This window comes from Pseudodesulfovibrio pelocollis, from assembly GCF_030282845.1.
GTDB classification, from domain to species: Bacteria; Desulfobacterota; Desulfovibrionia; order Desulfovibrionales; family Desulfovibrionaceae; genus Pseudodesulfovibrio; species Pseudodesulfovibrio pelocollis.
In genome coordinates, this window is the sequence record NZ_JASTWE010000060.1 from 1 (window position 1) to 13484 (window position 13484).

Sequence of the window (13484 nt, forward strand, 5' to 3'; positions counted from 1 at the left end):
CTCTTGCGTCTCAAAGAACGCCCTGCGCTATGCAGGAAAGTACAATCTAGGTTTTTCCAGACCGACCGTCAACCCTTTTTTTCATTTTTCTCAAAACTACTTTCGGGCCAACCATTCATTATCGCTTGAGAAAGAGCAAGCCGCCGGGTCATCCTGTCGGGCTTCCCCGTGCGGCGAAAGAGGTTCTAGGTGAATCGCCTCCAGAGGTCAAGCGCTTTTTCCAGGAAAATGACGACTTTTGATTTTCTAAAAGGTAACCTGTCAAATTATAATACTTTTTTGAAAAAATTTTCAGCCACATTTTTGCGGTGTTCTGGGAACGACCTCATTGATTTTGGTTTTTCATGGCCCAGCACCTGTTTCGAGCTGCCACGTTTCCCTCCCCCGAGCTCGCCCGGCACCATATACAATCAATAACGCATGCACTCCCAAACAAACCAAGGCCCGGTGCAAACTGCGCCGGGCCTTGGGAGGGGGGTGTCGTTGATACCGATTCTAGAACTCCAGGCTGTTGGGCGTTCTGGGGAAAGGCATGACATCGCGGATGTTGGTGACGCCGGTGACGAGCATAAGCATGCGCTCAAAACCCATGCCGAACCCGGCGTGGGGAGCCGTGCCGAATCGACGCGAGTCAAGGTACCACCAGTAGTCTTCCTCGCTGAGGTGCATCGCCTGCATCCGCGCCAGGAGCACATCGAGCCGCTCCTCGCGCTGGCTGCCGCCGATGAGTTCACCGATGCGCGGCACGAGGCAGTCCATGGCCGCCACGGTGCGGCCGTCGTCGTTGAGCCGCATGTAGAACGGCTTGATGGTCTTGGGGTAATCGTAGACATAGACCGGCTTGCCGAACTGCTCCTCGCACAGGAACCGCTCGTGCTCGGTCTGCAGGTCCATGCCCCACTCCACCGGATACTCGAAGTCCTTTTTGGCCTTCTTGAGGATGTCGATGGCCTCGGTGTAGGGCAGCCGCTCAAAGGTTTCTCCCTGGATGGTCTCCAGGGTCGGCATGAGACCCTTGTCCACCCATTTGGCGAAGAGTTCCACATCGTTGGGACAATGATCAAGAATGTGGGTGATGAGATATTTGACCATCTCCTCGCCCAGGTCCATGTCGTCCGCGAGGTCGGCAAAGGCCATCTCGGGCTCGATCATCCAGAACTCGGCCACATGGCGCGGAGTGTTGGAGTTCTCGGCCCGGAAGGTGGGGCCGAAGGTGTACACCTCGCCCAGGGACAGGGCGAACATCTCGGCCGAGAGCTGGCCCGAGACCGTAAGCTGTGCGGGCTTGCCAAAGAAATCGTTGTCTGCCGATGCGTCGGAGCCGGGCTCCAGGCTGGTGACACGGAACATCTCGCCCGCTCCCTCACAGTCTGACCCGGTGATGATGGGCGTGTGGATGTAGAAGAAGCCCTTGTCCGAAAAGAACCTGTGAACGGCCTGGGCCAATTCGGAACGGATGCGGAACATGGCCCCGAACTTGTTGGTGCGCGGCCGCAGGTGGGCGATGGTGCGCAGGAACTCGTCGCTGTGGCGCTTCTTCTGGAGCGGAAAGGTCTCCTGATCCGCCTCGCCGAGCACCTCCAGGGAACGGCCCCTGATCTCCCACTTCTGCCCCTTGCCCGGCGATTCCACCAGCGCCCCGCCGATGCGCACCGAGGCCCCGGTGCCAACCCGGTGCAGGGCGGCCTCGATCTCCGGGGTATGGTCGATGACCGCCTGAATGTTGAGCAGGGTCGAGCCGTCGTTGAGTTCCACAAAGGAAAAGCCCTTGCTGTCGCGCTTGGTGCGCACCCAGCCCATGATCACAATCTCGTCCATGGGACCGGTGGCTTCCAGGGCAGCCCGTATCTTTGTTCTCTTCATATTCAGCCATCCTCGAAAGTTTTTCCCGGTTCTAGCCGGTTCGCCGCGCCTTGGCAACGGTCCGATCCATCCATTTCATCTATTGCCACCTGATGGCAGGTGAGCTATGAGAAACGCCCGAGCCACAACGACAATCACCCTATGAGGAACGGATGGGATTTTTCAGCAAACTGAAAAAGGTCTGGCAAAGCCCCGAGGACATCGCGCAGCAGGCCTTGGACGACTACAAGCGCGAGCACGGTCTGGCTGGGCCCGAGGCGGCGTCGGCCCCTGCCGAACCGATTGCCGCGCCAGAGCCGCCTGCCGGAGCGCCCGCCGCCCCTGAATCCAGTGCCGTTGACGCCGCAGCTCGTCCCCCGGCCCCCCCGCCCCCCCCGGCCGACGCCGCCGACTGGCAGTCCGGCCTGACCCTGGCCCTGCGCCAGGCCGAGCCGAAGCTGTCGCAGTGGCTGACCATCATCACCGAGGGCGTGGACCAGAAAGGCCCGCTGCTGTGGGAGCGCCTCGCCTTTCTCTTCAAGGCGCTAGGCGCGCCCGACGACGAGGCGCGCGAATTCATCGGCCGCTTCGAGGCCTGGCTCGACGAAATGGACTACCGGGCCGTGGCCGACTTCCGGTCCGAGCTGCAATTCCGGCTGGCCCTGGCCCTGGATCTGGAGGACGAGGAGGACGAACGCGACCGGCTCTTCCTCAAACTTTCCGACGGCATCGCCAAGACCCGCGAGCAGATCACCAAGCGCATCGACGGCCTGCTCTCGTCTCACTCCCGCCTGGATGACGATTTCTGGGACGGGTTCGAAGAGATCCTGATCATGGCCGACGTGGGCATGGAGGCCGCGGGCCAGCTCATGGACAACCTCAAGGTGCGCGCCCGCAAGGCCGGGACAGACAACCCGGATGATTTCAAGGAGATACTGCGCGAGGAACTGGAAGACATCTTCCGCACGCCGCCGCGCATCGAGGCGGTCAACCCGCCCGAGGTGCTGATGATGGTCGGCGTCAACGGCGTGGGCAAGACCACCACCATCGCCAAACTGGCCTACCGGGCGCAAATGCAGGGCCGCAAGGTGCTCATTGCGGCAGGCGACACCTTCCGGGCAGCAGCCATCGAGCAGCTTGAAGTTTGGGCAAAGCGCATCGGCGCAGGATTTTTCGCCAAGGCCGAGGGGTCTGACCCGGCGGCAGTGGCTTACGAAGCCATGGACAAGGCCGTGAACGAGGGCTACGATCTGCTGCTGCTCGACACGGCCGGTCGCCTCCACACCAAGGTCAACCTGATGGAGGAGCTGAAGAAGGTGCAGCGCGTGCTGGGCAAGAAGCATCCGGGCGCGCCCCACCGCTGCGTCCTGGTCATCGACGCCACCACCGGCCAGAACGCCCTTTCGCAGACCAAGCTCTTCAACGAGGCCGTGGGCCTGGACGAGATCATATTGACCAAACTCGACGGCACGGCCAAGGGCGGCGTGGTGGTGGCCGTGACCCTCCAGAACAGGCTGCCCATCACCTTTGTGGGCCTGGGGGAAAAGATGGAAGACCTACGCCCCTTCAACGGCAAGGACTTTGCCAAGGCCCTGCTCAGCTAACCCTTTTACAAGACGGTTGAAAACGTGTCCGAAGAATTCAAGGATCGAAACGGCGTGGAAGAAGGCGAGGCGAGCTTCGCCGAACTGTTCGAGCAGTACAGCGAAGGCGGCGGCGACACCCTCAACGTGGGCGACAAGGTGTCCGGCACCGTCATTCAGGTGGGCGAGAGCGCCATTTTCGTCGATACCGGCACCAAGCTGGACGGCATCGTGGAACGCGAGGAAATGCTGGACGACGAAGGCAACTGCACCGTCAAGGAAGGCGATGTGGTCGAGCTGTACGTCGTGGGCAGCGACTCCGGCGGCATCAAGCTCTCGCGCGCCCTCTCGGGCATCGGCGGAATGGCCATGCTGGAGGAGGCCAAGGCGGGCAGGCTGCCCGTGGAAGGCAAGGTGGACTCCACCTGCAAGGGCGGCTTCATTGTCACCGTGATGCAGCACCGCGCCTTCTGTCCGGTCAGCCAGATCGACAACCGCTTTGTGGAAAACGCCGAGGATTACGTGGGCAAGACCCTGGAATTCCTCATCACCAAGCTGGAGCAGCGCGGCCGCAACATCGTGGTCTCACGCCGCGACCTGCTGGAGCGCGAGTCCGCCGAGTCCACCGCCGCCTTCGTCTCCGAGACCAAGGTGGGCGATGTGATCGAGGGCACCGTCACCCGGCTCGCCCCGTTCGGTGCCTTTGTCGAGATCATGCCGGGCCTGGACGGATTGGTCCACATCTCCCAGCTCTCCCATGCCCGGGTCGGGCATCCAGAAGAGGCCGTCAGCGTGGGCCAGCGGGTCTCGGCCAAGATCGTGGGCATCGAGCAGACGGGCAAGGCCGACAAGCTCAAGATTTCCCTTTCCATGAAGGAACTGGCCCAGGACCCCTGGGACACCCTCTCCGCCACCTTTGCCGAGGGCGACAAGGTCACGGGCAAGGTGGTGCGGCTGGCCGATTTCGGTGCCTTCGTGGAGATCGCCCCGGGCGTGGACGGTCTGGTCCACGTCTCGGAGATGAGCTACACCAAGCGCGTCAACAAGCCTGCGGACTTCGTGTCCGAAGGCCAGCAGGTGGCCGTCAAGATCAAGTCCATCGACCCCGAGACCCGCCGCATCGGCCTGTCCATGAAGGACGCCGAGGGCGATCCGTGGATGGAGGTGGTCGAGAAATACCGCCCGGGCCAGCGGGTGCAGGGCGTGGTGGAGAAGCAGGAGCAGTTCGGCATCTTCATCCAGCTTGAGCCGGGCATCACCGGCCTGCTGCCCAAGTCGGTCCTCGCCCGCAGCGAGAACCCGGCCGCCTTTGAGAAGCTCCACTCCGGCGACACCGTGGAGGTGGTCATCGGCGAGGTCAAGGCAGCGGAGCGCAAGATATCCCTGACCACGGGCGACGCCCGCGAGGATGGCGACTGGAAGCAGTTCGCGCCCGCCAAGCAGACCGTGGCGGCCCCGTCCGGCATGGGCATGCTCGGCACCAAGCTCCAGGAAGCCCTAAACAAGAAGAAATAGCATCCCGTCCGAATGAATCGAAAAGGCCCGGCCCGCATCACGCGGACCGGGCCTTTTGCCTGCAAGACATCACGACCACGGCGGTTCGACCTGGGCCTCAAACCCCGGCAACTCGACGCGCTGGTGGTGCAGAAACATGACCGGCCCGCTCGCGCCGGACTCATCCCCGACAGGTTCCCCATAGAGCGGATCACCGACAATGGGATGGCCCAGGCTGGCCAGATGCGCCCTGATCTGGTGACGCGCTCCCTTCATGATCAGGCAGCGCACCAGGGTGGTGTCTGCCGCGTGATCGTGGGCCATTGCGGTGACGTCGGTCCAGCGGCGCGGGTCCGGGTCGTCCTCGTCCAGCACGCGGGTGGTGGGCCGGTCATCGGTGTCGAGGCGGCGGCGCACCGTGGTCATGCCGTCGAGTCGGCCATGCACCTGGGCGAGATAGAACTTGCGCACCCCGCCCGCGTCCTCAGCAGCGCGATACGCTTCGGCCCCGGCCGGGGTCATGGCCACCAGGAGCAGACCGGAGGTCAGGAAATCCAGCCGGTTGAGCAGCACCGGCTCGGCATCGGGGAAAAGACCGGATAGCGCCCCTTCCACGCTCGCGCCGGGTTTGCCCGCCACGGACGCGGAGTGCAGCCCGCCCGGCTTGTACACGGCGGCCAGCATGGGGGTGCCTTCGATGACGCGGATACCGGATTGGTCGTCGGGCATGGTATTCTCCTGATTGTTGGATTCGGACGCAAGGAGCGCAATGATCTGTCCCGGCCGCACCTTGTAGCCCGGCCCCCTGGCACGACCATCCACCGCAACCCGGCCCGCCTCGCACAGCCGACGCCGTAGGCGAAGGCCCGAGTCCGGCACAAGTCGGGCCACGGCCCGGTCCAGCCGGGCTCCGGCCAGGGATTGGTCAATGGTGTACTCATCCTGCCTGGGCATGGCTCCACCCTATCCTCACAAGACTCTGACGAGCAAGGATTTATCTCCCCTTTGACGCAGACGGCGAAAACCTCTAGACCAGAGTGGCGCAGCGCCAAACACCCCGTTCGCCAGGAGACTTCATGCACGCCTTCCCCCTGCCCACTCTCACCTCCACGGGCTTTGAATGATGGATATTCGCGGTCTGCTCTTCGTTCTCGCGGCCGCCTTCATGTGGGGCGTCATCGGCATCTTCGCCAAGGAGGTGCTGTCCCAGGGCGTTTCGGCCCTGGAGATCGCCTTCTGGCGGGCCATGTTCGGCTGGCTGATGTTCCTGGTCCACGCCCTGGTCATGAAACAGACCCGCGTCACCCGGGGCGACCTGCCCGCCCTGTTCGGCTTCGGCTTCATCTGCGTGACCCTGTTCTACGGCGCGTATCAGGTGGCCATCCGCGACGTGGGTATGGCCATGGCCGCCGTGCTCCTGTACACGGCCCCGGCCTGGGTGGCCTTCCTCTCCTGGCTGGTGCTCAAGGAAGGCATGACCCCGATCAAGGCTGGCTGCGTGTTCATGACCATCATCGGCGTGGCCTGCATAAGCCTGGGGCCAAAGCTGACCAGCGGCGCGCCCCTTGATATCAGCCTCCTGGGCCTCGGGGCCGGACTGCTCTCGGGTTTCACCTACGCCCTCTACTACATCTTCGGTAAGAAGTATCTCCACCGCTACCATACGCCGACCATCTTCGTGTACGCCCTGCCCTTTGGCGCGCTCCTGCTCCTGCCCTTCGTGGATTTCCAGCCCAAATCCGGGTATGCCTGGACCATGCTCGTGCTCATGGCCGCAGTGACCACCTACGGGGCCTTCTCGGCCTACTATGCGGGCCTGAAGCGGCTGGAGGCCACCCGGGCTGCGGTCATCGCCACCTTCGAGCCGCTGGTGGCGGCCGTGTTCGCCTATTTCCTGTTCGGGGAGACCTTCTCCCTGCTGGGCTATTTCGGCAGTTGCCTGATCATCGGGGCCGTGATCCTGGTGGTCCTCTCGTCGGGCTCGGCCCCGGCCCGGACCGCGCCGCCCAAGGCATGACGGCCCAAAACATGAAGGCCCAGGACATGAAGGGCCAAGACATGAAGGGCAACGCCGCATAACCGACCCGGCAACCGCCCGCAATTTGGCACGGCACACAGCCAGGGAGCAATACCAACCATGTCGGAACTCAAGCAGGTCAAGGCGTCCGCCGGATCGGGCAAGACCTTTCAGCTCACCCGCCGCTTCCTCGCCCTGCTCGACGGGGCGGACGAAAACGCCCGGCCCTTCGCCTGCGCTGGCCGCCCGGGCCGGGGCTACGCCTGGCCCGAGATCATGGCCGTGACCTTCACCAACAAGGCGGCCACGGAAATGAAGGAGCGCGTGGTCAGGGGCCTCAAGCTCGGCGCACTCGGCATGGACACCGCCGGGCAAGCGACCGGGGGAACGCCCGAGGCTGCGGCCAGAGCGCTGGAATCCATCCTGCGCCGCTACCACCGGCTCAACATCCGAACCATCGACTCGCTGCTGGCCCTGCTCCTGCGTCTGTTCGCCCTGGAATTCGGCATCCGCCCGGATTTCCAGATCGCCTTTGACGAGCAGGCCCTGTTCGACACCGTCTACGAACACTTCACCAGCCTGTGCGACAGCGACTGCCCGGAGCGCGACCTGCTCTTCGAGGCCATGCAGACCATGCTCCTGGCCGAGGGACGGCGGAGCTTCTGGCTCCAGGACACGGTGCGCGACCGGCTACGCAAGCTCTCCACCTTCCTGCGCGACCAGACCGGCCCCATCGAGACGGACCAGGAAACCATCAGGCAGATGCTTGCCGCCGCCCATGCCGAATTCCAGCGAGCCGTGGCGGCCATGCGCGGGCACATCGACGGGCAGGACATTCCGCTCAACGCCAATTTCTCGAAATTCCTGACCAAATGCGAGTCCCTGGCCCTCTTCGACCCGGTGCCCGATTCAGCCATGATCCAAAAGCCCACCTTTGCCGACTGCGTGCTGAAAAAAGGCCACGGGCTGGTGGATGACCGCTCCGAATCCTTCTATTTCCACCTGCAAGGGGCGTGGCAGACCTATGGCGCGGACCACGCCGTGCTCTCGGGCGCGTACTTCCTTGCCCCGGCCATCGCCATCGCCCAGCGGCTGCTTAACGGCATGACCGTTCTGCAAAAGCAGCACGGGCTGGTCCTCGGCTCGGCCCTGGCCGGGTTTGTCAATGACCTGCTCGCCCACGACGAGGCCGTGTCCGAGGCGTATTGCCGCATGGGCTGCCGCCTGCACCACCTGCTGGTGGACGAGTTTCAGGATACCAGCCGCGACCAGTGGCGGGCGGTGACGCCCCTGGCCCAGGAGTGTCTGGCCAAGGGCGGCTCGCTCTTCTATGTGGGCGACGTCAAGCAGGCCATCTACGGCTGGCGCGGGGGTGACAGCGCCCTCTTCGACGATGTCATGACCCAGCCCGATCTCGCCGCCCTGGCCCAGACCGCCGACAGCGACACCCTGCCCGACAACTGGCGCAGCTTCGAGACCGTGGTCGCCTTCAACAACGACTTCTTTGGCCACCTTGAAGACCCGGAGTTGGCCCGCGAACTGGCTGACGCCCTGCTGCGCGACGCCCCGGACGACTTCCGGGCCGATTTCGCCCTGGACATGGCCAGCACCTTTGCCGACTGCGCCCAGTCGATACCGGACAAGAATCTGGGCACCGGCGGGTTTGTGCGCATGGAGCGCTTGCCCGGCGGCAAGGCGGACGAGGTGGAGGAACAGACCCTGGAGGCGCTGGACGCCCTCATGGACGACCTGTGCGCCCGCCGCCCCTTCCGCGACATGGCCGTGCTGGTGCGCTCTCACAAACACGCCGCCCTGGTCTGCGACCTGCTCGTGACCAAGGGCATCCCGGTCATCACCGAGAACAGCCTCCAGCTCGACCGCCATCCCCTGGTGCGCCAACTGGCGGCCTTGCTCGCCTTCCTCGACTATCCCCGCGACGACGTGGCCTTTCTCACCTTTGCCTCGGGCGAGGAGCTGTTCCTGGCCGAGGCGGGCATCACCCCGGCCGAGTTTCAGGACTGGCTCATGCGCCCGCGCAAGCGCCCCCTGGGTGTCCAGTTCCGCGAGGACTTCCCCGGGCCGTGGCAGCGGCTCATCGAACCCTTCTACAATCAGTCCGGGCTGATGACCCCCTACGACCTAACCAGCGAGGCCATGCGAGTCTTCCGCGCCTTCGAGCGCCACCCCCAGGCCGAGCTGTACCTGCGCCGCTTCCTCGAAGTGGTCCACCTGGCCGAGGAGAATGGCCACGGCTCCCTGTCCGCCTTCCTCGAATTCTGGGCCGAGAAGTCGGATCAGGAAAAGGTGCCCCTGCCCGAGAACATCGACGCCGTGCGCATCATGACCATCCACAAGGCCAAGGGCCTCGAATTTCCTGTGGTCATCGTCCCCTTCCACAACTGGACGGCCGACACGGACAGGGACTACGAAATCCGTCGCCACAAGGGCTCACGCCTGCTCGCGCCCCTTGGAAAAAGCATGGGGCAGCCCTACTTCGCCAGCCTGGGCCGATCCGTGCGCGAGCAGCTCAACCTGCTCTATGTGGCCTGGACCCGCGCCCGCGAGGAGCTCTACGGCTTTTTCACCGAAAAGCCCGCTGGCTCGCCCGCCCTGGCGGCCATGAACCGTTTCCTCGACCCAGATGGCCCGGACGTCTTCGAGCGCGGCCAACCGCCCGCCACCAGCACACGGCCCGCGCCGGGACCGACAACCTCCGAATCCAGCCCCCTCGACCCCATACCGGATGCTGAGGCAATCCGGCTCATGGACTGGCTGCCCAGGCTGCGAGTCTACCGCCACAACCTCGACCAATACTTCTACAACGAGCGCATGCGCGGCGAGGTGGCGCACCGGGCCATGGAGCACGTGCGCGTCACGGACGACGATGCCGCCGACGCCGAGCGCGCCGTGCGGCTGGCCGTGAGCGACTTCCCGGCCCTGGACGCCCTGGGCCGCGACGAACTGGCCCGGCTCAAGGAAGAACTGCGGGAAATGACCCTGTGGGCCCTGAGCCGCGACGATCTGCGCCAATGGCTGGCCCAGGGGCGGCGCGAGCCCGAGATCATGGATGCGGACGGCAGCTTCAAGCGACTGGACCTGCTCCACCAGGGCGAGGGCACCGTGGTGGCCGACTTCAAGACCGGCCAGCCCTCGCCAAAGAACCGGGAACAGGTCCTCGACTACATGCGCATCCTCGAAGCCATGCCCGGCGTCACCGGCCCGGTTCACGGCTATCTCGTCTATCTCGACCTGCGCCAGATCCACCGCGTGGAGAGGGGGGCATAGATGCGTACCCTCACCCTCATCCCCTGGCAGGCGGACTTCATCCCGGCCCTCGGGCGGCTGCTGGCCGCGCGCGACGACCTTGGCCAACTGACCGTGCTCTTTCCCCACAACCGGCCGCGCCGCTACCTCAAGGCGTTCCTGCGCGACCACGCCAACCTGAAGCGTCCGGTCTTCCTGCCGCGCATGGCCTCCATCGCCGACTTCGTGACCGGGCTGCGGCGCGATCTCACGGACCGGGCCGTGATCCCGGCCAACCGGCTCGATCTGGTGGAACTGCTGCGTGAAGTTGTCGGCGACCTGCGCCGCGATGGGCGCGGCCTGCTGGCCCGGCTGCCCGAGATGGACCGCGAGGCCTTCCTGCCCTGGGGCATCCGGCTGGCCCGGCTGGCAGACGACCTGTTGCGCCAGAACGCGGAGCCCGACGATCTCGCCTACATGGAGGGCGAGGTGTCGCCCTACGCTGCGGCCCTGCTCGAACAGCTCTCGGCCATCCACCGCCGCTACGTGGCCGCCCTCTCGGAGCGCGACTGGACCACCCCGGGCATGGACTGGCGCTTCGTCACCGCCCACATCAACGCCGTGGCCGACCATCTGGCGGGCTCGCCCATTCTGGCCGCCGGGTTCTACGCCCTGAGCGGGGCCGAGGACACCCTGTTCCGGCGGCTGTGGGAGGATGGCCTGCTCCACCCGATCATCCACTCGGACCCGGCCCTGGCCTCGGGCGACACAGCCCACTTGACCACAGTAGGCACGCCCCACTGGGCTACTGCCGAACACACGGCTTGGCTCGCCCGCTGGCGAACCCGGGCCGAGATTCCGCCCGGCGAGGACGCCCCGGCTGGCGAGCCGGTCATCAGGTTCTGCGAGGGCTTTGACCGCCACTCGCAACTGGCCGCCCTGGCCGAGGAGCTTGAATCGGCCCGCAGTGAGGCCACGGACAACGGGCTGGACGACACCGCCGTGGTCCTGCCCGACGAAGGCGCACTCATGCCCGTGCTCCACCATCTGCCCGCGGGCGACCCCAACATCTCCATGGGCTACCCCCTGGAGCGCACGGCCCTGGCCCGGCTGGTGGAGACCATCCTGACCCTCCAGGAAAACCGGCTGGACGACGGCCGCTACCACTGGCGCGACCTCATCGCCCTGATCCGCCATCCCTATCTGCGGCTGCTCGGCCCTGAGGACAGGCCGCTGCGCAAGCTCTTCCACGTCTGGGAGGCGGTCATCCGCACCGGCGAGCGCCATCTCGACCCCCTGGCCTGGCAGCCGCCCTATGGCGACGACATCCTCGACGGCGTGGACGAGGCCGTGGCCGAGCCCCTGCGGCTGGCCGTGCTCCACCACTGCCTGACACCCTTTGAGCGCGCCGCCTCCCTGGACGACCTGGGCGATGCCCTGGCCGGGCTGGCGGCCATGCTCCACGCCCAGGGAGAACGGCTGTGGCACACCTATCTGGTGGACGCCGAATGCCTTTTCCGCCTGACCTCGTCGGTGGTGCCGCAGTTGCGCGGGGCCGAGGCGAGCGGTCTGCCGCTGAGCCGCCCGACCCTCTTCTCCATGCTGCGGGTCATGCTCTCCCAGGAGCGCGTGTCCTTCGAGCCGGAGCCACTGGCCGGACTCCAGGTGCTCGGCGTGCTCGAAACCCGGCTGCTCCATTTCCGCCGCCTGCACATCCTCGACGCCGTGGAGGAGCGGCTGCCCGGGACCAACCCCTTTGACCCGCTCCTGCCCGATCCGCTGCGGCGGCTGCTCGGCCTGCCCGACGCCCGCCAGCGCGACAATGTCTCGGGCTACAACTTCCACCGGCTGCTCATGGGGGCCGACGAGGCGGTCATCTACTACCAGAGCGGCATCCAGCCCGGCCTGCTGGACCAGAAAAGCGTGCGCAGCCGCTACGTGGAACAATTGCTGTGGGAGCGGGAAAAGCGCCAGAAACGGCTCGTGGAGCCGGGAGACCCGATCATCCGGACCATGACCTTTGCCGCTGGCGCGGTGCCTGCCTCGCCAAGCCCCATCCAAGTCACCCCGGCCGTGCGCGAAGCGCTTCACCGCACCCTGGAGCGGCGCGGCCTGTCGCCCTCGACCCTCGACCTCTACCTGAACTGCCCCAAGCGGTTCCACTACGAATACCTGAGCAATGTCCGGCCTGTGGATCAGGTGGCCGAGGACGGCGACCGGGGCGAGTTCGGCTCGCTGATCCACGAGGTGCTGCGCGAATTCCTCACCCCCCACATCGGCCTGGGCACAGACCTGGCCAACCTCGATCCGCTGCCCCTGATGACCCTGTACGAGGAGCGGCTGCGAGCGAGCGACCTCTTCCGCCAACTGCCGGTTGACACCCGCATGGCCCTGCTCATGACCGGACGCCACCGGCTGGCGGCCTTTGTTGCCTCCCAGGAACCGGCCATCCTCCTGGGACTGGAACAGCGGCTGGAGACCACCGTGGCTGTCGCGGGCCGGTCCATCCGGCTCCAGGGGTTCCTTGACCGCGTCGAGCGCCGGACCGAGGGCGTGATGATCCTCGACTACAAGACCGGCTCGGTGACGGTTCCCAGGAAATCCTTCTGGAACGACGATGACCTGTGGACGCGCATTGAGGGCTTCAACACGGCCGCTCCAGGTCCGGCCGACCCGGACCCGGCCCTGCTGGCCGATCTGGCCGGGAGCCTGCGCAGCGTCCAGCTGCCAGTCTACCTGCATCTTTATGCCCGCAGCCAGGGCGAAACCCCTTACGACGCGGGCTTGATCAAACTGGCCGAAGACGGCAGTATCGAACGCCTCTTCGGCCCCAAATGGAATGACGAGGAACGCGCCGAGACAGTGGACGAGTCCATCCCCATGCTCATCGAAACCCTGGTCCGCCACATGCTCGGTGCCGGAGAGTTCCCGGCCCGGCCATCGCGCAACTGCGACTACTGCGCCTTCAAAGGCCCCTGCGGCCGATAGGAGAAACCATGCAATATAGCCAAGGCAGCCTCGGCCGGGTCTTCACCCTGCGCCTTGAGGACGGGGAGCGGGTCCCGGACAGCATTGAATCCTTTGCCCGCGAACACGGCGTGACAAGCGGCCTGTGCCTGATGATCGGCGGCGTGGGCCGGGGCAACATCGTGGTCGGTCCCCGGGACGGCGATGCCCCGGTCATCGACCCCATGCTCCACGCCATTGCCGCGCCCCACGAGGTGGCTGCCGTGGGCACGCTCTTTCCGGGCGAGGACGGCGCAACGGTTCTGCACATGCACGCCGCCCTGGGCCGCGAGGGCCAC

8 protein-coding genes are annotated in these 13484 nt (G+C 65.5%); 6 read left to right on the top strand and 2 right to left on the bottom strand.

Annotation, left to right across the window (positions count from 1 at the left end):
- Positions 1-495: 495 nt before the first annotated feature.
- Positions 496-1863, bottom strand: a complete 1368-nt coding sequence (gene asnS / locus QQS14_RS15180) for an asparagine--tRNA ligase (protein WP_285907861.1) — start codon at positions 1861-1863, stop codon at positions 496-498.
- A 152-nt stretch (positions 1864-2015) separates the two neighbouring features.
- On the opposite strand from asnS, the gene ftsY reads away from it, so the two are divergent.
- Both ftsY and QQS14_RS15190 read left to right on the top strand, forming a co-directional pair.
- Positions 2016-3446 carry a signal recognition particle-docking protein FtsY gene (gene ftsY / locus QQS14_RS15185; RefSeq protein WP_285907862.1) on the top strand — a complete coding sequence of 477 codons (1431 nt, stop codon included), beginning with the start codon at positions 2016-2018 and terminating at the stop codon, positions 3444-3446.
- A 24-nt stretch (positions 3447-3470) separates the two neighbouring features.
- Positions 3471-4940, top strand: a complete 1470-nt coding sequence (locus QQS14_RS15190; RefSeq protein WP_285907863.1) for a 30S ribosomal protein S1 — start codon at positions 3471-3473, stop codon at positions 4938-4940.
- A 69-nt stretch (positions 4941-5009) separates the two neighbouring features.
- Here QQS14_RS15190 and QQS14_RS15195 read toward each other — a convergent pair whose 3' ends face one another.
- Positions 5010-5873: an RluA family pseudouridine synthase gene (locus tag QQS14_RS15195; protein ID WP_285907864.1), complete on the bottom strand. Its 864-nt coding sequence runs from the start codon at positions 5871-5873 to the stop codon at positions 5010-5012.
- Between the two features lie 169 nt (positions 5874-6042).
- Here QQS14_RS15195 and QQS14_RS15200 point away from each other — a divergent pair, with 169 nt between their 5' ends.
- The 4 genes from QQS14_RS15200 to QQS14_RS15215 form a co-directional block, all read left to right on the top strand.
- Positions 6043-6936: a DMT family transporter gene (locus tag QQS14_RS15200; protein ID WP_285907868.1), complete on the top strand. Its 894-nt coding sequence runs from the start codon at positions 6043-6045 to the stop codon at positions 6934-6936.
- A gap of 120 nt (positions 6937-7056) precedes the next feature.
- Complete coding sequence (locus QQS14_RS15205; RefSeq protein WP_285907865.1) at positions 7057-10221, top strand: UvrD-helicase domain-containing protein; 3165 nt, start codon at positions 7057-7059, stop codon at positions 10219-10221.
- Positions 10222-13167, top strand: a complete 2946-nt coding sequence (locus tag QQS14_RS15210) for a PD-(D/E)XK nuclease family protein (protein WP_285907866.1) — start codon at positions 10222-10224, stop codon at positions 13165-13167. It abuts the gene before it with no gap.
- A gap of 8 nt (positions 13168-13175) precedes the next feature.
- Positions 13176-13484, top strand: a 309-nt coding sequence (locus QQS14_RS15215) for a PPC domain-containing DNA-binding protein (RefSeq protein WP_285907867.1), incomplete at its 3' end; no start/stop codon positions are given.